Here is a 20,447-nt window from a genome sequence, read left to right as displayed (position 1 = left end):
ACGAGGGGCGCTGCCCCCACCGCCGTCGCTCGCCCGCACCGCTACCGTCGGCGACGTGGACACCGGCGAGGGCGCAGCGCCCGTGAGCGCGACGGCGTCGTCGTCTCCGGAGCAACTCGACGCACGCGACCCGCTCGCGCACCTGCGCGAGCGGTTCATCGGCTCCGAGAGCGACCTGGTCTACCTCGACGGCAACAGTCTCGGCAGGCCGCTGAGAGTGACGGCGTCGCGGCTGGCCGAGTTCGTCGAGAGCAGCTGGGGCGGGCGTCTCATCCGTGGTTGGGACGAGGAGTGGCTCGAGCTGCCGACGTCGATCGGCGATCGCATCGCCGACGTCTGCCTGGGGGCGGCTCCGGGCCAGACCGTGGTGGCCGACTCGACCACCGTGCTGCTCTACAAGCTGGTGCGTGCCGCGGTGGCTCTGCGACCCGGACGCACCGAGATCGTGCTCGACCGCGACAACTTCCCGACCGACCGCTACGTGGCGCAGGGCGTCGCCGAGGAGTGCGGCCTCCGCCTGCGCTGGATCGACGTCGACACCTCCGCGGGGGTGACCGCCGAGCAGGTCGCCGCGGTCGTCGGCTCCGACACCGCTGTCGTGCTGCTCTCCCACGTGGCCTATCGCTCGGGTTGGCTGGCCGACGTCGCGGCGGTGACGGCGTGCGCGCACGAGGCGGGGGCGCTGACGCTGTGGGACCTGTGCCACAGCGTCGGCAGCGTGCCGACCGAGCTCGACCGGTGGGGTGTCGACCTGGCCGTGGGGTGCACCTACAAGTACCTCAACGGCGGACCCGGCGCCCCCGCGTTCGCCTACGTCGCCGCCCGCCTCGTCGACGAGCTGCGGCAGCCGATCCGGGGCTGGATGGGTGTACGCGACCCGTTCGCGATGGGTCCCGACTACGAGCCCGCACCGGGCATCCGCCGTCTCCTCTCGGGCACTCCGCCGGTCATCGGCATGCTCGCGGTGCAGGACATGCTCGACGTCATCGGCGAGGTCGGCATCGACGCCGTCCGCGCGAAGTCGGTGGCGCTGACCTCGGCGGCCGTGGCGTGGGCGGCGGAGCGCCTGCCCGAGGTGCGGCTCGCCTCGCCGTCCGATCCCGCTCGGCGCGGCGGCCATCTCACCTGGACCCATCCGGCGATGCGCGAGGTCACCGCTGCGCTGTGGCGCCGGGACGTGCTGCCGGACTATCGCGACCCCGGCGGTCTGCGGCTGGGGCTCTCGCCTCTCTCGACGTCGTTCGCCGAGACCTCGGCGGGCCTGGACGCCGTCCGGGCGGTGCTCGACGGGCGCGATGCGCGCGCACGCTGAACGACGACGGGTGTCGGAACCGTCCTCGCTGGGTAGGGCCATGGCGTGCTCATCTCTCGCAAGGTCTCCGGCCCCGCCCGCGCGCTCGTCGCAGCGCTGCTCCTCGCGCCGATGCTGGCTCTCGCCTCTTCTCCGGCGTCGGCCGAGCCGACGGAGAGCACCGGCGAACTGCTGGTGATCCTCGACGTGTCCGGGTCGATGGCGCGCAAGGACGCCGACGGGACCACGCTGATGAGGGGCGCCCGTCAGGCGGTCGCCGCTCTGCTGGACGGCGTGCCGGAGACCTCGCCGGTGGGGTTGCGCCTCTACGGCGCCGACTACGCCGGCGACAACGAGCGGCAGGGCTGTCGCGACACCGGTCTGGCCGTGCCGATCGGGCCGGTCGACGAGACCGGGGGCGCCATCGAGGCCGCCGTGGAGAGCGCGAGTCCGACCGGCTTCACGCCGATCGGCTACTCCCTCCGTGAGGCCGCCGGCGACTTCAGCCCCCAGGGGCCACGCAGCATCGTGCTGATCTCCGATGGTGAGGACACCTGCGGAGCGCCCGAGCCGTGCCAGGCCGCGCGCGATCTGAGCAAGCAGGGGATCGACGTCCGGATCGACACGGTCGGTCTGCTGCTCGCGGGCAACAAGGCCGCCCGGCGACAGCTGGCCTGCGTCGCGCGGGTGACCGGGGGAGAGTTCGTGACCGCCGACGACGCCAAGGAGCTCACCCGGCAGCTCGAGGCCTCCGCCGATCGCGCGACGCGGCGGTTCGAAACCTCCGGCACCAGGGTCGAGGGTGGGACGGCGATCACCCAGGCCGCGCCGGTCACCGTCGGCGAGACCTACGCCGACGACGTCACGGGTGGCGAGGCGCGCTGGTACTCCTTCGAGGGCGTGGAGGGCCAGGTCGTGCGGGCTCGTATCACCGAGGACGGCCGCACCGAGTACGGATGCTGCCTGGCCGCTCAGCTGCGTGATCCGAGCGACGGCCAGATCGACTTCGACAACGGGTTCAACCGCGACGGCGTCGCCACGACCTTCCAGCTCGAGTCGTTCGACGACGGCCTGCGCACCTCGGGCACCCATTACCTCGTGGTGGAGGTCGACGCGGGGGCGACCACCACGCCGATCTCCTACGACTTCGTCATCGAGGTGGTCGGCGACGCGAGCGCCGCACCGACGCCGACCGCGGACCCCTCGGCCGGTCCTGACGACGCCGACGAGACCACCTCGCCGGGGGACTCGACCGGCGAGGTGGACCAGGCGGCGGCGGACGACGGGAGCGGAGTGCCTGCGTGGGCGGTCGCACTGATCGCCGTCCTGACCGTGGTCGTGCTCGGCCTCGGCGCGGCGATCATCGTGTTGCTGCGCCGGACCTCGGGCGCACCCCACCGATCCTGACCCTGCCGAGCCCGCCACCCGGCCGTGCTGATCGCCGCCCGCTGACGGCGGGTAGCGCGCCTCGGCCGGCCCGACGCATGGCAGGATCGCGCGTCGTGATCCTCACGTGAGCCGGCCGTTCCGACGTCGGGCCGCACGAACGCCGGCTCCGGCACCGCTGCCCCCGGAGATCCGGGTGCTCATCGGCTCCGCGTTCGTCATCGCGATCGGCTTCGGGATCGTCTCGCCGGTGCTGCCCGCCTACGCGCGCAGCTTCGACGTCGGAGTCGCGGCAGCGTCGGCGGTGGTGTCGATCTTCGCGTTCTTCCGGCTCCTGTTCGCCCCTGCCGGGGGAGCGCTCGTCTCCCGGCTCGGCGAGCGACCGGTCTACCTCGGCGGCCTGATGCTCGTCGCGGTGTCCAGTCTGGCCACCGCGGGCGCCCAGGACTACCACCAGCTCCTGGTGCTGCGCGGCCTGGGCGGCATCGGCTCCACGATGTTCACCGTCTCGGCGATGGCCCTGCTGGTCCGGCTCGCGCCGCCGTCGATGCGGGGCCGAGTCTCCTCGGTCTACGCCTCGGCCTTCCTGCTGGGCGGCATGGTCGGGCCGCTCGTCGGCGGTGCACTCGCGGGTTTCGGGCTCCGCGCGCCGTTCGTGATCTACGCCGTGGTGTTGATCATCGCGGCCGGGGTGGTCGCGCTGAGGCTGCGTGAGGCACCGCTGCCCGACGGCGCGCCGAGGCCGACCCCGGCGGACCCGATGTCCTTGGCCGAGGCCTGGGCGCACCCCACCTACCGCGCCGGTCTCGCCTCCGCGTTCGCCAACGGGTGGTGCAACTTCGGCGTGCGGGTCGCCGTGGTGCCCCAGTTCGCCGTCGCCGTTCACGACGGTCCGTGGGTCGCCGGCCTCGCGCTCGCCCTCGCCGCGCTGGGCACGGCGCTCACGCTGCCGCGCGGAGGCCGGATGACCGACACCGTCGGGCGTCGCCCGACGGTGCTGCTCGGGCTGGTCGTGACGGCGCTCGGGCTGGGGCTGATCGGATGGAGCGGCTCCCTCGCAGTGCTGCTCGTGCTGTCGGTCTTCTCCGGCGTCGGCGGCGGTTTCGTCAACCCCGCGCAGCAGGCCGCTGTGGCCGACGTGGTCGGCAACGAGCGCGGCAGCGGCCGGGTGCTCTCGGTCTTCCAGATGGCTCAGGACGCCGGGGCCATCCTCGGCCCGGTGCTGGTCGGGATCGTGGCCGACCAGGTGGGCTACGGGTGGGCGTTCGCCCTGACCGGTGCGGTGGCGCTGCTTGCCGCACTGCCGTGGGTGACCGCCCCGGAGACCCGACCGCAGGAGCCACCGGGCGTGGAGGGCTCGCCGTCCGGGCAGCTCTGACCCACCTGGGGGTGGGCCACGGGTGGGCCGCAGCGGGTAGACACCGACTGTGCCACCCGCACGAGATTCGGTGAGATCGACGAGGGAGAGCTGCGATGAGCATCACCGAGGAAGACCGGGTCGTCCTCTCCGGCCACGATGTCGAGGCCGAGCTGCTGGAGGACTGGCGGCTGCTGTTCGCCCGGCTGCACGCTCGCTTCGACACCGGCGACTTCGCGACCGCGCTGCAGATCGCGGCCGAGGTCGGCGCCGTCGCGGAGGAGATGGACCACCATCCCGACATCGATCTGAGCTACGGCCGGCTCGACGTCCGGCTCAGCAGCCACGATGTCGGGGGAGTCACCCAGCGCGACGTCCGGCTGGCCCGCGAGATCAGCCGGATCGCCGGCTCCCGTGGCGCGACGCCGCGTCCGCGCGATACCGCCGTCCTCGAGCTCGCCCTCGACACCCCCGACGCCGCCGCGATCCGGCCGTTCTGGGCGGCGCTGCTCGGCTATGAGGGCGAGGAGGAGGACGAGCTCGCCGACCCCGGTGGCCGGGGTCCGACGATCTGGTTCCAACAGGCCGCGGGCCCGACCGGTGCCGCCACCGAGACGCCGTCCCAGACCTGGCATCTCGACGTCCGGGTGCCGCCCGAGGTCGCCGAGCTACGGATCCAGGCCGTGCTCGATGCCGGCGGCACGATGGTGAGCGACGGTCGTGCGCCGTCGTTCTGGGTGCTCGCCGACGCCCAGGGGAATCGCGCCTGCGTGACGACCTGGGTGGGTCGGGAACCCGCCTGACCCGCCCGTCCGCCACGCGGAATCTCCGCCGCTCCGCGGGACGCCCGTCTTGGCATCTGGGAGGAGTGGCAGACTTGTCGCGGCAACGGGGCCGCGGCGGCTACGCTGTAGGCATGTCCTGCAACCTTCTCGTACGCACCCGACGCGCCGGCTGATCTCACCACCGGCCAGCGCGTCACCCCTCGAAGCCAGACGGCCGAGGGGTTTTTTGTTGCCCGGATGCCGCGCGGCACGGGCCGCAGGACACCTCGACCGCTCCATCACCCACGCAAAGGAACTCAACCGGCATGAGCGCAGAGATCACAGGCGCACAGAGCCTCATCAAGTCGTTGGAGTCGGCAGGCGTCGACACCATCTTCGGCATCCCGGGCGGCGCGATCCTCCCCGCCTACGACCCGTTGATGGACTCCACCATCCGGCACATCCTGGTGCGCCACGAGCAGGGCGCCGGGCACGCCGCCCAGGGCTACGCGGCCGCGACCGGGCGTGTCGGCGTCTGCATGGCGACCTCGGGTCCGGGTGCGACGAACCTGGTCACCCCGATCGCCGACGCGCACATGGACTCGGTCCCGATGGTCGCGGTCACCGGTCAGGTCGGCGCCTCGATGATCGGGACCGACGCCTTCCAGGAGGCCGACATCCGCGGCATCACGATGCCGATCACCAAGCACAACTTCCTGATCACCGACCCGCTCGACATCCCGCGCATCGTCGCCGAGGCCTTCCACATCGCCTCGACCGGCCGCCCGGGACCGGTCCTCGTCGACGTCACCAAGTCGGCGCTGCAGACGATGACGTCGTTCGAGTGGCCCACCGAGATCCAGTTGCCGGGCTACCGACCGGTGACGAAGCCGCACGCCAAGCAGATCCGCGAGGCGACCCGGCTGATCCTGGAGTCGCGTCGCCCGGTGCTCTACGTCGGCGGCGGCACGATCCGTGCGGCGGCGTCCAAGGAGCTCGCCGAGCTGGTCGAACTCACCGGGATGCCCGTCGTCACCACGCTGATGGCGCGCGGCGCGTTCCCCGACAGCCACCCGCTGCACCTGGGCATGCCCGGCATGCACGGCACCGTGGCCGCCGTCGCGGGATTGCAGAAGAGCGACCTGATCATCAGCCTCGGCGCCCGGTTCGACGACCGCGTCACCGGCAACCTGGACTCCTTCGCGCCCCACGCCAAGGTGATCCACGCCGACATCGACCCTGCCGAGATCGGCAAGAACCGACACGCCGACGTCCCGATCGTGGGCGACGTGCGCGAGGTGCTGATCGACCTGATGGCGATGCTGCGCACCCAGGCCGACGCCGGCCACACCGGCGACTTCGAGGGGTGGACGACCTTCCTGGGCGGCGTGAAGGGCCGGTACCCGCTCGGGTACGACGCGCCGCCGTCCGGGCTGGCTCCGCAGCACGTGATCGAGCGACTGGGCGCCATCTCCGGCCCGGACACGATCGTCACCGCGGGGGTGGGCCAGCATCAGATGTGGGCCGCCCACTACTTCGGATACGAGCAGCCGAACAAGTGGATCAACTCCGGGGGGCTGGGCACCATGGGCTTCGCCGTGCCGGCCGCGATGGGCGCCAAGGTCGGCATGCCCGACAAGGTCGTGTGGGCCGTCGACGGTGACGGGTGCTTCCAGATGACCAACCAGGAGCTGGCCACCTGCGCGATCAACGACATCCCGATCAAGGTCGCCGTGATCAACAACGAGTCGCTCGGCATGGTGCGGCAGTGGCAGACGCTCTTCTACAACGAGCGCTACTCCAACACCGATCTGCACTCCAAGCGCATCCCCGACTTCGTCAAGCTGGCCGACGCCTACGGCTGCGTGGGTCTGTCCTGCGAGAGCCCCGACGACGTCGACGCGGTGATCGCCAAGGCGATGGAGATCAACGACGTGCCCGTCGTCGTCGACTTCCGGGTGCACCGCGACGCGATGGTGTGGCCCATGGTCGCCGCCGGCACCAGCAACGACGACATCAAGTACGCGCGCGACATCGCGCCCGACTTCGAGGAGGACGACCTGTGAGCGCCGCTCATCCGGTGACCGGCGGTCGCCACACGCTCAGCGTTCTCGTCGAGAACAAGCCCGGTGTGCTTGCGCGCATCGCGGCGCTGTTCAGCCGACGGGCGTTCAACATCCACTCGCTCGCCGTCGGCCCCACCGAGCACCCCGACATCTCGCGGATGACGATCGTCGTCGACGTCGAGGCCACGCCGCTGGAGCAGGTGACCAAGCAGCTGAACAAGCTGGTCGAGGTCATCAAGATCGTCGAGCTGGACCCCGACGCCTCGGTCAACCGCGAGCTCGTCCTCGTCAAGGTCGCCGCGACCACCGAGACGCGCGGGCAGGTGCTCGACACCGTGCAGCTCTTCCGGGCCAAGGTGATCGACGTCGCTCCGGACGCCGTCACGATCCAGATCACCGGCAACGCCGGCAAGATCGCGGACTTCCTCGCGGTGCTCGAGCCGTTCGGTATCCGCGAGCTGGTGCAGTCTGGCCAGGTGGCGATCGGTCGTGGTTCGCGCTCGATCTCCGAGCGCACGCTGCGCCCGGTCAGCGTCCCGGTTCCCCCCGCTACGGCTTAGTCCTACGGTGGTTGAGGTGCGAGCTTGCGAGCCTCGAAACCACCGCCATTGACGCAAGCGACTATCAGAAGGAGAAGCCACCCGTGGCTGAGATGTTCTACGACGACGACGCCGATCTGTCGCTGATCCAGGGCAAGAACGTGGCCGTCATCGGCTACGGCTCGCAGGGACACGCCCACGCCCTGAACCTGCGTGACTCCGGTGTCGACGTCCGCGTCGGTCTGCCCGAGGGCTCCAAGAGCCGCGCCAAGGCCGAGGAGGAGGGCCTGAAGGTCCTCACCCCGGCTGAGGCCGTGGAGGAGTCCGACGTCATCGTCATCCTCGCTCCCGACCAGGTGCAGCGTCACCTCTACAAGGAGTCCATCGAGCCGCATCTGGCCGCCGGCGACACGCTGGTCTTCGGTCACGGCTTCAACGTGCGTTTCGGCTACATCGAGGCGCCCGAGGGCGTCGACGTGATCCTGGTCGCGCCGAAGGCTCCGGGTCACACCGTGCGTCGCGAGTACGTCGCGGGTCGCGGTATCCCGGACATCATCGCCGTCGAGCAGGACGCCAGCGGTTCGGCCTGGGAGCTCGCGAAGTCCTACGCCAAGGCCATCGGCGGTACTCGCGCCGGCGTCATCAAGACCACCTTCACCGAGGAGACCGAGACCGACCTGTTCGGCGAGCAGTCGGTCCTCTGCGGTGGTGTCTCGCAGCTGATCCAGTACGGCTACGAGACCCTGACCGAGGCCGGCTACCAGGGTGAGATCGCCTACTTCGAGGTCCTCCACGAGCTCAAGCTCATCGTCGACCTGATGTGGGAGGGCGGCATCGCCAAGCAGCGGTGGTCGGTCTCCGACACCGCCGAGTACGGCGACTACGTCTCGGGCCCGCGTGTCATCGACCCGTCGGTGAAGGAGAACATGAAGGCGGTGCTCGCCGACATCCAGAGCGGCGCGTTCGCCAAGCGCTTCATCGACGACCAGGACGCCGGCGGACCGGAGTTCAAGGAGCTGCGCGCCAAGGGTGCCGCCCACCCGATCGAGGCCGTCGGCAAGACGCTGCGCTCGCACTTCTCCTGGCAGCAGCAGGACAAGGACTACGTCGAGGGCTCGGCCGAGCGCTGATCGTCGTCGCCCTCTGAGGCTGCCTGAGCAGCTCGCCAGAACGGCCCCGCGGAGTCTCCGCGGGGCCGTTCTGCATTTGTGGGTGTCGCGCGACATCGAAGGTAGACTGGAACCACTCGACGGTAGAAGGGCAGCTCCATGAGTCTCAACATCAAGAATCCTCGGGTGCACGAACTGGCTCGTGAAGCGGCGCGCAGGACTGGGAAGACCCAGACCTCAGTCATTGAGGAGGCGTTGGAACAGCTCCTCCGCGGGCTTCCGGACGAGGATTCACGCGCGGACCGCGCGTGGGCTTGGTACCGGCGGATGGCTGCTGGACGTACCGACGAGGAGCGGGTCGCGCTTCGGGCGGCAGAGGGTGATCTGTACGACGAGGATGGATTGCCGGCGTGAGCCCCATCGCGGTCGACACCTCCGCCCTCATCGCGGTGCTGCGAGCCGAGGTCGAGTCCGAAGGGATCTTCGACCTGCTGGCACGAACGCGTGAGGTGCTGATCGGCGCCCCCACCCTCCTCGAGGCGTCGATGGTTGCGCGCAGAGTCGGTCCGCGCGGGTATGCCGAGTTGCGCCAACTCCTCGAGGTCGTGGGCGTTGTGGTCGTGGACTTCACGAGCGCGCACGCCACGCGCGCCGATGAGGCCTTCCAGGCGTACGGCAAGGGGTCGGGTCACCCGGCGCAGCTCAACTTCGGAGACTGCCTCTCCTATGCGGTCGCCTCGATCGGCTCCTGTGCGCTGCTCTTCAAGGGTGACGACTTCGTGCACACGGATCTGCGTTCGGCGCTCGCTGACTGAGGTCGACCTCACTCCTGGGACTGGTCGTGGAGAGCGTCGGCGAGCTGGCGTGCGACCTGTTCGGACATCAGCAGTTGCCTGCCGACGTCCTCGGTTTCTGTGACGAGGATCCACGGCGTGGGATCGCTCAGATGCTGCGTGCGCTGGACCAGCAAGGTGCCGGCTTCGGGTACGCGTTCCAGCGTGTCGGGATCGACCTGTGCCAGGACTCCCGGCACGAAGACGGGCGGGGCCCGGTGTATCCGGTCTTCGGGGTGGTCGTCTTCGGCATGGACGCGGGCGCACCACGAAGGGCACGGCTCGTCGAGCCACGACGGGGGAGGAGACTGGCGCAGCGATCCCATGGCGGACCTTTCCCTGAGAGCGGTTGCCGCACCCTAGGCAGTGGCCGCCGACAGTCTCCGCGGTCACCGGACCGTCTTCCACAGCTCGGGGGCGAGCAGATGAAAGATTCCCATACATGAATGGTCGTCTTGGTGTGAAGTGCCCGCGACGATGACGATGTGTCGTCCAAGAAGGCCCCGACCTGGGAGCAGTACGCCGTCGATCTCGGGGTACGGCTGCAGCGCGCTCGGCTCGCCAAGGGTCTGAGCCAGGAACGGGTCGCCCACCTGTGCGGGCTGGCGGGCTTCACTTATCAGAAGTTCGAGAAGGGTGAGTCGCGCCCGGGTACGCCGATGAATCCGCGACTCACGACGATCGTCGCGCTCAGCCAGGTGCTCGAGATCCCGCTGGTGGATCTCCTGCCGCCGCCGTATCCCGTCGTCGAGGCCTAGGGACGGCTGCCCACGACACCTGACGGGACCGGCGAGACGGACGAGGGCCCGCCCCGGTCTGCTCACCGGGGCGGGCCCTCGTCGTCTGTTCGCAGCGCCGCGGATCGCCTACTTCACCTCGGCGCGGCTGAGGGTCCAGAGTCCGACCAGGGTCGGGATCACGAGCCACGGAACCGAGGCCAACCCGAGCTGGGCCCACTGCTCGCCGGTCGGCCAGCTCTCGAAGAGCACCCCCTGGGCGAAGTTGAAGTCCAGCCACGGCTGGAGATCGCGCCACCAGTCCTGATAGGCCGCCAAGGTCGCCGAGACCGCGGTGAGCACGAAGCCGTAGACGAAGTAGCCCACGATCGCGGCAGCGGAGTTGCGCAGCACCACGCCGAGCATGAAGCCCATCGCCATGCCCAGCACGTTGGCGATCACGATGGCGGCCAGCTGACCCGGGCTGGAGTCCCAGACGGGGGAGACGCCGGAGATCAAGGATCCGACCAGGGTTCCGGCGACGCCCACGGCCATCGCCACGGTCATCGAGGCGACGCCGACGACGAGGGTGACCGCAGCCTTGGCGCCGATGACCCGCGCCCTGCTCGGCACCATCGTGAAGGTGCCGAGGCCGCTGCGCTGGCTCCACTCGCTGGTGATCGAGAGGATCGCGAGCATGGGGAGGATGACAGCCATCGGGAAGCCGATCGCGGTCGCGAACATGGAGTAGTTCTGCTCCTCCGGCGCCACGAAAGCGATGATCGCGATGCTCGCGATCACCGAGAGGCCCAGCACGCTGGCGCACAGCCACCACCCAGCCCGGGTGTCGAACGTCTTGCGCCACTCGACGCGGACCAGCCGCACGAACGACGGACGTGCGTACTCCGTCCGCTCTCGCGGGATGGTCGAGGTCGGTGCGGTCCCGGAGGTCGATGTCGGGGCGGAGGACGAGTCGGACGTCAGGGTCGTGGTGGTCATGCTGCTTCTCCTGCCTGCGCGGTGGGTGCGCTCTCGCGCTGGGTGTCGGCGGTCAGCTCGAGGAACATCTCCTCCAGGCCCGCGCCGTCGGCGGGGCGCAGTTCCGCCAGCGGGATGCCTGCCTCGTGGGCGATGAGACCGATCTGGCGTGCCTCGCCGTCCACCCGGAGGCGCGCGTCGGCTCGCGTCGCCGTCAGGCCCGCATCGCCGAGTGCTCGCACGAGACCGGCGGCATCCTCGGGGCGCGCCGTCTGCACCGAGGAGCCGGCGCCGGCGAGCAGGTCGGCCTTCGTGCCCTGGGCCACGATCCTGCCGCGCCCGATGACGACCAGGTCGTCGGCGACGACCTCGATCTCGTGAAGCAGGTGCGAGGACAGCAGCACCGTGCCGCCGCGATCGGCGTACCCGCGCAGCAGGTCTCGCATCCACCGGATGCCGGCGGGGTCGAGCCCGTTCGCCGGCTCGTCGAGGATGAGGACGCGCGGATCCCCGATCAACGACACCGCGAGGCCGAGCCTCTGCCGCATGCCGAGGGAGTAGTGGCGTACGCGGCGGTCCGCCTCCTCGCTGGTCAGGGAGACCAGATCGAGCATCTCGCTCACCCGGATCCGGGGGAGCCCGATGGTGTCGGCCGCGATGGTGAGGATCTCCCGGCCCGTGCGTCCGGCGTGCTGCGCCGAGGCGTCCAGCAGGACGCCGACCTCGCGCGCGGGGTTCGGCAGTTCGGCGAAGCGTCGACCATCGATGGTCGCGGTACCCGACGTCGCGGGCGTGAGTCCGACGAGCACACGCATGGTGGTCGACTTGCCGGCCCCGTTCGGGCCGAGGAAGCCGGTGACGCGACCGGAGCGCGCCGTGAAAGAGACGTCGTCGACGGCTCGGTAGCCGCCATAGGTGCGAGTGAGATTCTGGACTTCGATCATGGACCGAGCCTGGGGGTCGGGACGGCTGCGCGGCATCGGGGAGCGACCCCGATACGACCCTGGGTCGACCCGTACACGAGCCGGGGGTGGGGGCGCGAGGAACCGCCCCGACGAGCGCCCGCTCGCCGTGCGGACGACGTCGCGCAGACCGAACTACGGCTCGCGCATCCGCTCGAACGGGCCTACTCAGCCGCCGAGGCCCTCGATCACCTCGACCCGCGGAGCTGCGGCGAGGGCGGGGCCGGGAAGGAGCAGCTTCGAGCGGCGGACGCCCGATCCGAGCACGACGGGTCCGGCGTCGAGGATGCGGGAGTCGACCAGGACTCTCCAGGCGGCAGGCAGGCCGATCGGCGTGATGCCGCCGTACTCCATGCCCGACTCGCTCACGGCGCGTTCGCGGGACAGGAACGAGGCCTTGCGGACGTCGAGGAGGCGTTTCGCGACGCCGTTGACGTCGGCCCGGGTGTCGGAGCGGACGACGCACGCGGCGACCCGCTCCTCGCCGTCGCGGCGTCCGGAGATCACCACGCAGTTGAAGCCGGACTCCAGCGGCACGCCGTAGGTCTGGCTCATCGCTGCGGTGTCGGCCACCTCGGGGTCGATCTCGACAACCTGTGCGGAGGAGGCGTCGGGCCATGCCTGGAGGGCCTTCGCCACCGATTCGGCGAGCAGATCCGGACGGTCGAGGGCGGGCACGGCGTCGAGTCCCCAGGGCATGCGGTGAGCGTAGGCGGACGCGGGAACACCCCGGCCGGCCGGGGCGTTGGCCCGATGTGTTGATCGAGATCTGGTCCGACGTCGTCTGTCCGTGGTGCTACATCGGTAAGCGGAGGCTGGAGGCGGCGCTGGCCGACTTCGACCACCGCGACGCCGTCGAGATCGTGTGGCGCTCCTACCAGCTCGACCCGACGACGCCGCGCGGCTCCGGTGAGCGGGTGGTCGACGCGCTGGCCCGCAAGTACGGCCAGAGCGAGGACGGCGTGCGCGCGATGATGGGGCAGGTGCAGCAGGTCGCCGCCGAGGTCGGCCTCGACTACTCCGGGCTGGCGGAGGGTCGCGTCGCGAACACGATCGACGCGCACCGCCTGCTGCATGCCGCCGGCGATCGGCGCGACGCGCTGAAGGAGGCGCTGCTCGATGCGTACTTCGTGCGCGGGCTCGACGTCGAAGACCACGGGGTGCTCGTGGAGCTCGCCGCCGGCGTCGGGATCGACGCCGAGCGTGCGCGCGAGGTGCTGGCCGGTGACGCGTACGCCGACGCCGTCCGCGACGACATCGCTCAGGCCGCTGCCTACGGCGCCACGGGCGTGCCGTTCTTCGTGATCGACCGACGCCTCGGCATCAGCGGCGCGCAGCCGACCGAGGTGTTCTCCCAGGCGCTCGCCCAGGCATGGGCCGAGCGCCCGACGTCCCCGCTGACGACGGTGGGCGGCGACGCTCCCGGATGCGAGGACGGCGTCTGCGCCACGTGAACCGGTTCCGCGTTACCGGGCCGTCCGGGCACTGATCCCGGGCGGCGCGCATCTGGTCGGGCGAAACTCCCGTCTGTCGGCGGTTTTCGACCCGTGTTCCGGGAGTTTCGCCGCATCGTTGAGGAGAATCACGGGGTAGCCGGTGCTTCTCCCACCGGCCCAGACCACCCCGTCGAGATTAGGCGACCCTAAGTAGACAGGCGTACGCTCGACGCTTGTGCTCAGCAACTTTCTGATCGGCCTGCGGGAGGGCCTGGAGGCCGCCCTGGTCGTCAGCATCCTGGTGGCCTACCTGGTGAAGTCGGATCGACGTCACCAGTTGAGGTGGATCTGGACGGGCGTCGCGGTCGCGGTGCTGCTCCCGGTGGGGGCGACGCTCCTGCTCGGGGCGCAGTCGCGCAAGCTGGACTTCCGCTCCACCGAGCTCCTCGGCGGCGTCCTCTCGCTGGTCGCCGCGGCATTCGTGACGTTCATGGTGTTCTGGATGGCGGGCGCGGCGCGCAGCATCGCCGGCGAGCTGCGCGGGCGGCTCGACGCCGCAGCCGACCGCCCGTTCGCGCTCGCCCTGGTCTCGTTCCTCGCCGTGGGACGCGAGGGCATGGAGACGGCGGCGATCCTGTGGGCGAACACCCAGACCGCGACCGGACGCGACCAGGCGCCGGGCACGGAGCTCACCAGCACGCCGCTCATCGGCGCCCTGCTCGGTATCGCCACCGCCGTGGTGATCGGGTTCCTGCTCTACCGCGGTGCGATCAGCATCAACCTCACGGTGTTCTTCACCTGGACCGGCGCGTTCCTGGTGTTCGTCGCCGCCGGGGTTCTCTCCTACGGCGTCCACGACCTCCAGGAGATCGGCGTCCTGCCGGGCCTGAACAGCCACGCCTGGGACATCTCCGGCTGGTACGACCCGAGCTCCTGGTACGGCGCGATCCTCGCCGGGATGCTCAACCTCACCGCGCGCCCCAGTGTGCTGGAGGTGCTCGTCTGGTGGGCCTACGTCGTCCCGGTCATGACGCTCTTCCTGCTGGCGGCCCGGCGCCGTCGCGCGCCGCGCCCCGCCCCGTCATCCACGACCCAGGAGGTCACCTCGTGAAGCGCAGCTCCGCCCTCGCAGCCGTCTCCGCCCTGGCGGTCCTCGCCCCGGTGCTCGCCGCGTGCGGTACGGAGAGCACCGCACCCTCCGACGACGCCACGCGGGCCTTCACCGTCAACGCGTCCGACGACGCGTGCGACGTCTCCGGCGACACCGCCCCCGCAGGCACGCTGACGTTCACGGTGACCAACTCCGGCAGCGTCGTCACCGAGTTCTACGTCCTCGGCGACGACGGCCTGCGCATCCTCGGCGAGGTGGAGAACATCGGCCCCGGCGCCTCCAACAAGTTGACCGTCAACGCCCCCGACGGCGACTACTTCACCGCCTGCAAGCCCGGCATGAAGGGCGACGGCATCCGCTCGGCGTTCACCGTCACGCCGTCCGGCGAGCAGCCCGCGCTGGCTGCCTCCGACCAAGAGCTGGTCGACCAGGCGCTGACGAATTACGCCTCCTACGTCAAGGACCAGTCGGCGCAACTGCTCGCCAAGACCAGCCGGTTCGTCGACCTCTACAAGGCCGGCGACGACGACGGCGCTCGTGCGCTCTACCCCGTCGCCCGCACCCATTGGGAGCGGATCGAGACGGTGGCGGAGTCCTTCGGCGACCTCGACCCGAAGATGGACCTGCGCGAGGCCGACCTCGAGCCCGGCCAGGAGTGGACCGGCTGGCACCGCATCGAGAAGGACCTCTGGCCGGCCGAGGCAGGTGCCGACTACCGTCCGCTCACCGCGGCACAGCGCGTCACGTACGCCGACGACCTGCTCGCCAACACCCGCACCCTCGACGGCCGCGTCCAGAAGCTCACCTACACCATCGACCAGGTCGCCAACGGCTCCCGCGGGCTGCTCGAGGAGGTCGCCACCGGCAAGGTCACCGGTGAGGAGGAGTTCTGGTCGCACACCGATCTGTGGGACTTCCAGGCCAACGTCGACGGCGCCCGCGTCGCGTTCGAGGGGGTCGAGCCGATCGTCGAGACCAACGATCCCGAGCTCGCGGCCGAGCTGACCAAGCGCTTCGACGCTCTGCAGGAGTTGCTGGACGCCCAGCGGGTGGGGGACGGCTTCGCGCTCTACACCGACGTCCCGCCCGATCAGATCAAGCAGCTCTCCGACGCCGTCAACGCGCTCTCCGAGCCGCTGTCACGGCTGACTGCCGCGGTGGTCTGACGGCGATGGTGGAGTCGGGAGGCCGGGGCGTCTCGCGTCGCAAGCTGCTCGGCGGCGGTCTCGGTATCGGCGCGATCGCGGGCGTCGGCGGCGCCCTGATCGGTGATCGCCTGAGTCCCGATGCCGACGACGTCGCCCGCGCGACGTCCTACGCCTTCCGCGGTGCCCACCAGGCCGGCATCGTCACGCCTGCCCAGGATCGGCTGCACTTCGCGGCGTTCGACGTCACCACCACCGACCGTGCCGAGCTGATCTCGCTGCTGGATGACTGGACGGCGGCCGCCGAACGCATGACGCGAGGGGACGGCGCGGGACCGATCGGCCCGGTCGAGGGCGATCCGTTGCTGCCGCCGGACGACACCGGCGAGGCGATCGGGCTGCCGCCGTCCGGATTGACGATCACCATCGGCTTCGGCCCCTCTCTCTTCGACGACCGCTTCGGGCTCGCCGAGCGGCGTCCGGCCGCGTTGGCGCGGTTGCCGCACTTTCCGGCGGACGACCTCGACCCGACTCGCTCCGACGGCGACCTGTGCGTGCAGGCCTGCGCCGACGACCCGCAGGTCGCGGTGCACGCGGTGCGCAACCTCGCGCGGATCGCGTTCGGCCGGGCCTCCGTGCGGTGGTCCCAACTGGGCTTCGGGCGTACGTCGTCCACCTCGACGAGCCAGGACACGCCGCGCAACCTGTTCGGGTTCAAGGACGGCACCGCCAATCTCAAGGCCGAGGAGCGCGCAGCGCTGGACGAGCATGTCTGGGTGGGGGCGGACGACGACGCTGCGGCGCCGTGGCTGGTCGGCGGCTCCTATCTGTGTGCGCGCCGGATCAACATGACGATCGAGGTCTGGGACCGTCAGCCGCTGCAGGACCAGGAGCAGTTCGTCGGCCGCACCAAGGGCGAGGGTGGTCCGCTCAGCGGTGGTGGCGAGTTCGCGGACATGGACTTCGACGCCGTGACCGGAACGGCCCCCTCGATCCCGGTCGACGCGCACGTGCGCGTGGTCCACCCCGACTTCCACGACGGGGCGCGGATGCTGCGGCGCGGGTACAACTTCGTCGACGGCTCCGATGCGCTCGGCGGGCTCGACGCCGGCCTGTTCTTCATCGCCTACGTGCGTGATCCGGCGACCCACTTCATCCCGATCCAGAGCGCGATGGCCAGGTCCGACGCCCTGATGGAGTACCTCAAGACGACGGGTTCGGCCCTCTTCGCGGTGCCGCCCGGCGCGGCTTCGGGGGAGTACCTCGGCCAGGCGCTCTTCGCCTGAACCCTCCTCGTCACGGCGCTGCCGATGACGGTTCGTCGTCGAGATCGATCACGCGGTCGATGCCGACCTCCTCGATGAACGCCCTGTCGTGGCTGACGACCAGGAGGGCGCCGGCGTAGGCGTCGATGGCTGACACCAGGGCGTCGTAGGCGTCGAAGTCCAGGTTGTTGGTCGGTTCGTCGAGCAGCAGCAGGCGCGGGGTCGGCTCGGCGAGCAGCACGCGGGCCAACGCTGCGCGGAGCCTCTCCCCGCCTGAGAGCGAGGCGACCCGCGCCTCGGCGGTCGCCCCTCGGAAACCGAACCGCGCGAGGGTCGCGCGGACGTCGTTCGCCGCCGCGTCGGGGGCGACCGAGCGCACGGTGTCGACCACGCTGAGGGCGTCGTCCAGGTCGTCGAGCCGCTGGGTGAGCAGGCCCACCGGGACGAACGTGCCGACCTGGCCCGATCGCGGCTCGAGCAGCCCGGCCAGCGTGTGCAGCAGGGTGGTCTTCCCGCTGCCGTTGGCGCCGAGCACGGCGATCCGCTCGGGCCCGGTCACCTCAAGGTCGATCGCACGCCCCGTGCGGAGCACCAGTCCACGGGTGTGCACCACCTGGCTGCCGCGATGGACCACGGTGTCCGGGAGGTCGATGCGTGGCGCGTCGTCCGCGTGCACGCGCTCTTCCGCCTCGGCCAGCCGGTCGCGCGCCTCGTCGAGCCGGCGCCGGTGCAGGTCGCGGTAGCGCGAGGCGTGCTTCTCCGAGCGGTTCTTCCAGAAGTCCTGCGCTCCCCGTGGCATGTTCGAGCGCGCGGCGTTCGCGCTGCCCTGGCGCTTGCGCTGGGCGATCATGCGCTCCGCCTCGACCCGGTCCGCCTGCTGACGGCGGAGGTCGCCACGCGCGGCGGTGACCGCTTGCCGAGCGGCGCCCTGCTCGACGTCGACCTGTGCGCGGAAGTCGTCGAGGTTGCCGCCGTACCAGCGGACGGCGCCGCTGCGGAGCTCGCCGACATGATCGACCCCGCCGAGCAGCGCTTGGTCGTGACTGACGAGCAGGACCGACCCGTGCCAGGTGTCGACCATCTCGGCGAGTCGTGCGCGAGCATCGGCGTCGAGGTTGTTCGTCGGCTCGTCCAGCACCAGGGTGCGAGGGCGGAGCAGTACGAGTCGGGCGAGACCGAGCTGGACGACTTCACCACCGGAGAGCTCGCCGAGTCGACGTTCCAGCACCGAGGCCGGCAGACCGAGGCGGGCGAGCGCGACCGAGGAGCGCTCGGCGATGTCCCAGTCCTGGCCGACGATGTCGAAGTCGGCGGTGGCGATCGATCCGCTCTCGATGCGGCGCAGCGCACGCAGGATCTCGCCGATGCCCAGGACGTCGGCGGCCGGGGTCTCCGCGGCACGGGTCAGGCTCTGCGGCAGGTAGCCGAGGCTCTCGGGGCGTCGCACGACGCCGGCCGCGGGCGTCAGGCCGCCGACGAGAAGTCGCAGCAACGTCGACTTGCCGCTGCCGTTGCTCCCGACGAGTGCAGTCCGCCCGGGCGGGACGACCAGGTCGAGGCCGTCGAACGACGGCGCGCCATCGGGCCATCGGTGGACGAGACCCGTGGCGACGAAGGTGGCCGACGCGTCGCCGGGATGGGTCGGTGGAGGGTGTGCGGGCATGGCGGATCCCTGTTCAGGTTCGAGGTGTCGTGATGGCGAGACCTCAGAGCTCCACCGGTGCTCCCTCTGTTGGACGATGTGACGCCCTCGACCGTAGATCGCCGAGCGCGTCGCGTCACCTGAATTTCCCGCTGCCTCGCCCCCGCGGCGAACCGCCGTCGACGGCGGTCGGCTTCGCTACTGTCACGGTCGTGAGTCTCGAGCGTGCCGTCGTCCTGATCGCCGAAGAGCTGAGCCCCGCGACGGTCGAGGCGCTCGGGCCGGACTTCGACATCCGTCACGTCGACGGCACCGACCGCGTGGCGTTCCTGACTGCCGTCGCCGATGCCGATGCGGTGCTGGTGCGCTCGGCGACCAGGATCGATATCGAGGCGCTGGAGGCCGGACGTCGGCTGCGCGTGGTGGCACGCGCCGGCGTCGGACTGGACAACGTCGATGTCCGGGCCGCGACGCAGCACGGCGTCATGGTGGTCAACGCGCCGACGTCGAACATCGTCTCCGCCGCCGAGCTCGCGGTCGCCCTCATGCTCGCGGCCGCTCGCCACGTCTCGCCGGCGCACGCGGCACTGCGCGCCGGCCAGTGGCGGCGCAGCGCCTTCACCGGCATCGAGCTGTACGAGAAGACCGTGGGCATCGTCGGGTTGGGGCGCATCGGCGTGCTCGTGGCGCAGCGACTCGCCGCCTTCGGCATGACCGTCATCGCCTACGACCCCTACGTGCAGGCGGGGCGTGCCGCGCAGGCAGGCGTCCGGCTGGTCGACCTGGACACCCTGCTCGCCGAGGCCGACTTCATGTCGGTGCACCTGCCCAAGACGCCCGAGACGGTCGGGCTGATCGGTGCCGACGAGCTGGCCCGGGCCAAGCCCGAGCTCGTCCTCGTCAACGCTGCCCGCGGCGGCATCGTCGACGAGGAGGCGCTCTACGACGCACTCGTCTCCGGTCAGATCACCGCGGCCGGGCTCGACGTGTTCGCCTCCGAGCCGTGCACCGACAGTCCGTTGTTCGAGCTCGACAACGTCGTCGCGACGCCGCACCTGGGCGCCTCGACCGACGAGGCCCAGGAGAAGGCAGGCCTCGCCGTCGCGCGCTCGGTGCGGCTGGCCCTCGCCGGCGAGCTGGTGCCCGATGCCGTGAACGTGCAGGGCGGGGTGATCGCCGAGGAGGTGCGCCCCGGTATCCCGCTCACCGAGAAGCTCGGTCGCATCTTCACCGGTGTGGCGGGCGAGGTCGCCCAGCAGATCGACGTCGAGGTGCGCGGAGAGATCGGCAACCTCGACGTCAAGGTGCTCGAGCTGGCCGCGCTCAAGGGTGTCTTCACCGACGTCGTCGAGGAGACCGTGTCCTACGTCAACGCCCCGCTGCTCGCTCTGGAGCGCGGCACCTCGGTGCGGCTGGTCACGGACTCCGAGAGCCCCGACCACCGGAACCTGATCACGTTGCGCGGCACCTTGGCCGACGGATCGCAGGTCTCGGTCGGCGGCACCCTGATCGGGATCGCCCACCGCGAGCGCCTGGTCGAGGTCAACGGCTACGACATCGACCTCGAGCCCACCACGCACCTGGCCTTCTTCAGCTACCGAGACCGCCCGGGCATGGTCGGCACCGTCGGACGCATCCTCGGCGAGGCGGGGGTCAACATCGCCGGCATGCAGGTCTCCCGCGATGCGCTGGGCGGCGAGGCGCTGGTCGCGCTCTCGGTCGACACCGCGATCTCCGCGGAGGTGCTCGCCGAGATCGAGTCGGCGATGAACGCCCACGCGGCGCGCGCGGTCGATCTGACCTGACTGCTCGCCCGGACCGTCTCAGCCCGATTCCCCCCGATCGAC

At 70.7% G+C, this 20,447-nt stretch carries 20 protein-coding genes; 15 read left to right on the top strand and 5 right to left on the bottom strand.

What is annotated here, in order from left to right:
- The first annotated feature begins 55 nt into the window (after positions 1-55).
- The 9 genes from KSO97_RS08945 to KSO97_RS08905 all read left to right on the top strand — a co-directional run bounded on the left by KSO97_RS08945 (position 56) and on the right by KSO97_RS08905 (position 9,327).
- On the top strand, positions 56-1,312 hold the full coding sequence (locus KSO97_RS08945; RefSeq protein WP_232678076.1) for an aminotransferase class V-fold PLP-dependent enzyme: 1,257 nt from the start codon (positions 56-58) through the stop codon (positions 1,310-1,312).
- 45 nt (positions 1,313-1,357) lie between these two features.
- Positions 1,358-2,698: a VWA domain-containing protein gene (locus KSO97_RS08940; protein WP_232678075.1), complete on the top strand. Its 1,341-nt coding sequence runs from the start codon at positions 1,358-1,360 to the stop codon at positions 2,696-2,698.
- 106 nt (positions 2,699-2,804) lie between these two features.
- Positions 2,805-4,055, top strand: a complete 1,251-nt coding sequence (locus KSO97_RS08935; protein ID WP_232678073.1) for an MFS transporter — start codon at positions 2,805-2,807, stop codon at positions 4,053-4,055.
- 95 nt (positions 4,056-4,150) lie between these two features.
- The gene (locus KSO97_RS08930; RefSeq protein ID WP_232678071.1) at positions 4,151-4,837 is read left to right on the top strand and encodes a 4a-hydroxytetrahydrobiopterin dehydratase; all 687 of its coding nucleotides are present in this window, start codon (positions 4,151-4,153) and stop codon (positions 4,835-4,837) included.
- Between the two features lie 287 nt (positions 4,838-5,124).
- A complete protein-coding gene (locus tag KSO97_RS08925; protein ID WP_232678069.1) occupies positions 5,125-6,864 on the top strand; it encodes an acetolactate synthase large subunit in 1,740 nt (579 codons plus the stop codon).
- The gene (gene ilvN, locus KSO97_RS08920) at positions 6,861-7,424 is read left to right on the top strand and encodes an acetolactate synthase small subunit (RefSeq protein WP_232678066.1); all 564 of its coding nucleotides are present in this window, start codon (positions 6,861-6,863) and stop codon (positions 7,422-7,424) included. Before KSO97_RS08925 ends, ilvN begins: the two co-directional genes overlap by 4 nt.
- Before the next feature lie 83 nt (positions 7,425-7,507).
- On the top strand, positions 7,508-8,533 hold the full coding sequence (gene ilvC / locus KSO97_RS08915) for a ketol-acid reductoisomerase (RefSeq protein ID WP_308188274.1): 1,026 nt from the start codon (positions 7,508-7,510) through the stop codon (positions 8,531-8,533).
- 138 nt (positions 8,534-8,671) lie between these two features.
- Positions 8,672-8,926, top strand: coding sequence for a type II toxin-antitoxin system VapB family antitoxin (locus KSO97_RS08910; RefSeq protein WP_232678060.1), 255 nt, complete (start codon positions 8,672-8,674; stop codon positions 8,924-8,926).
- A complete protein-coding gene (locus KSO97_RS08905; RefSeq protein ID WP_232678051.1) occupies positions 8,923-9,327 on the top strand; it encodes a type II toxin-antitoxin system VapC family toxin in 405 nt (134 codons plus the stop codon). The genes KSO97_RS08910 and KSO97_RS08905 overlap by 4 nt, the downstream gene beginning before the upstream one ends.
- An 8-nt stretch (positions 9,328-9,335) precedes the next feature.
- Here the strand turns inward: KSO97_RS08905 and KSO97_RS08900 are convergent, their stop codons facing one another.
- Positions 9,336-9,671, bottom strand: coding sequence for a hypothetical protein (locus tag KSO97_RS08900; RefSeq protein ID WP_232678050.1), 336 nt, complete (start codon positions 9,669-9,671; stop codon positions 9,336-9,338).
- Between the two features lie 159 nt (positions 9,672-9,830).
- Here KSO97_RS08900 and KSO97_RS08895 point away from each other — a divergent pair, with 159 nt between their 5' ends.
- Positions 9,831-10,103: a helix-turn-helix domain-containing protein gene (locus tag KSO97_RS08895; protein WP_232678049.1), complete on the top strand. Its 273-nt coding sequence runs from the start codon at positions 9,831-9,833 to the stop codon at positions 10,101-10,103.
- Between the two features lie 108 nt (positions 10,104-10,211).
- On the opposite strand, the gene KSO97_RS08890 is transcribed toward KSO97_RS08895, so the two are convergent.
- The 3 genes from KSO97_RS08890 to KSO97_RS08880 all read right to left on the bottom strand — a co-directional run bounded on the left by KSO97_RS08890 (position 10,212) and on the right by KSO97_RS08880 (position 12,700).
- Positions 10,212-11,060 (bottom strand): ABC transporter permease, encoded by an 849-nt coding sequence (locus tag KSO97_RS08890; RefSeq protein WP_232678048.1) that lies wholly within the window; start codon positions 11,058-11,060, stop codon positions 10,212-10,214.
- Positions 11,057-11,983 (bottom strand): ABC transporter ATP-binding protein, encoded by a 927-nt coding sequence (locus KSO97_RS08885; RefSeq protein WP_232678047.1) that lies wholly within the window; start codon positions 11,981-11,983, stop codon positions 11,057-11,059. Before KSO97_RS08885 ends, KSO97_RS08890 begins: the two co-directional genes overlap by 4 nt.
- A gap of 186 nt (positions 11,984-12,169) precedes the next feature.
- Positions 12,170-12,700 (bottom strand): YbaK/EbsC family protein, encoded by a 531-nt coding sequence (locus KSO97_RS08880; RefSeq protein WP_232678045.1) that lies wholly within the window; start codon positions 12,698-12,700, stop codon positions 12,170-12,172.
- Positions 12,701-12,756: 56 nt separating this feature from the next.
- Here KSO97_RS08880 and KSO97_RS08875 point away from each other — a divergent pair, with 56 nt between their 5' ends.
- The 4 genes from KSO97_RS08875 to efeB all read left to right on the top strand — a co-directional run bounded on the left by KSO97_RS08875 (position 12,757) and on the right by efeB (position 16,979).
- On the top strand, positions 12,757-13,455 hold the full coding sequence (locus tag KSO97_RS08875; RefSeq protein WP_232678044.1) for a DsbA family oxidoreductase: 699 nt from the start codon (positions 12,757-12,759) through the stop codon (positions 13,453-13,455).
- 217 nt (positions 13,456-13,672) lie between these two features.
- A complete protein-coding gene (efeU, locus tag KSO97_RS08870; RefSeq protein WP_232678043.1) occupies positions 13,673-14,548 on the top strand; it encodes an iron uptake transporter permease EfeU in 876 nt (291 codons plus the stop codon).
- On the top strand, positions 14,545-15,714 hold the full coding sequence (efeO, locus tag KSO97_RS08865; protein WP_232678042.1) for an iron uptake system protein EfeO: 1,170 nt from the start codon (positions 14,545-14,547) through the stop codon (positions 15,712-15,714). Before efeU ends, efeO begins: the two co-directional genes overlap by 4 nt.
- 5 nt (positions 15,715-15,719) lie before the next feature.
- A complete protein-coding gene (gene efeB / locus KSO97_RS08860; RefSeq protein ID WP_232678035.1) occupies positions 15,720-16,979 on the top strand; it encodes an iron uptake transporter deferrochelatase/peroxidase subunit in 1,260 nt (419 codons plus the stop codon).
- Between the two features lie 10 nt (positions 16,980-16,989).
- Here the strand turns inward: efeB and KSO97_RS08855 are convergent, their stop codons facing one another.
- Entirely contained in the window at positions 16,990-18,621 is a 1,632-nt protein-coding gene (locus tag KSO97_RS08855; protein ID WP_232678032.1) for an ABC-F family ATP-binding cassette domain-containing protein, read from the bottom strand.
- Between the two features lie 191 nt (positions 18,622-18,812).
- On the opposite strand from KSO97_RS08855, the gene serA reads away from it, so the two are divergent.
- Entirely contained in the window at positions 18,813-20,405 is a 1,593-nt protein-coding gene (serA, locus tag KSO97_RS08850; RefSeq protein WP_232678031.1) for a phosphoglycerate dehydrogenase, read from the top strand.
- Positions 20,406-20,447: the final 42 nt, after the last annotated feature.

The organism is Nocardioides sp. R-C-SC26 (assembly GCF_021246465.1).
Lineage (GTDB): Bacteria > Actinomycetota > Actinomycetes > Propionibacteriales > Nocardioidaceae > Nocardioides.
This window is presented reverse-complemented; position numbering and strand designations above follow the sequence as displayed.

What these genes read in the sequence shown, in the direction of transcription:
- KSO97_RS08900 (WP_232678050.1), bottom strand. Translation starts at nt 9,671, where the DNA reads ATGGGATCGCTGCGCCAGTCTCCTCCCCCGTCGTGGCTCGACGAGCCG.
- KSO97_RS08910 (WP_232678060.1), top strand. Translation starts at nt 8,672, where the DNA reads ATGAGTCTCAACATCAAGAATCCTCGGGTGCACGAACTGGCTCGTGAA.
- KSO97_RS08925 (WP_232678069.1), top strand. Translation starts at nt 5,125, where the DNA reads ATGAGCGCAGAGATCACAGGCGCACAGAGCCTCATCAAGTCGTTGGAG.
- KSO97_RS08885 (WP_232678047.1), bottom strand. Translation starts at nt 11,983, where the DNA reads ATGATCGAAGTCCAGAATCTCACTCGCACCTATGGCGGCTACCGAGCC.
- KSO97_RS08855 (WP_232678032.1), bottom strand. Translation starts at nt 18,621, where the DNA reads ATGCCCGCACACCCTCCACCGACCCATCCCGGCGACGCGTCGGCCACC.
- efeB (WP_232678035.1), top strand. Translation starts at nt 15,720, where the DNA reads ATGGTGGAGTCGGGAGGCCGGGGCGTCTCGCGTCGCAAGCTGCTCGGC.
- KSO97_RS08890 (WP_232678048.1), bottom strand. Translation starts at nt 11,060, where the DNA reads ATGACCACCACGACCCTGACGTCCGACTCGTCCTCCGCCCCGACATCG.
- KSO97_RS08880 (WP_232678045.1), bottom strand. Translation starts at nt 12,700, where the DNA reads ATGCCCTGGGGACTCGACGCCGTGCCCGCCCTCGACCGTCCGGATCTG.
- KSO97_RS08930 (WP_232678071.1), top strand. Translation starts at nt 4,151, where the DNA reads ATGAGCATCACCGAGGAAGACCGGGTCGTCCTCTCCGGCCACGATGTC.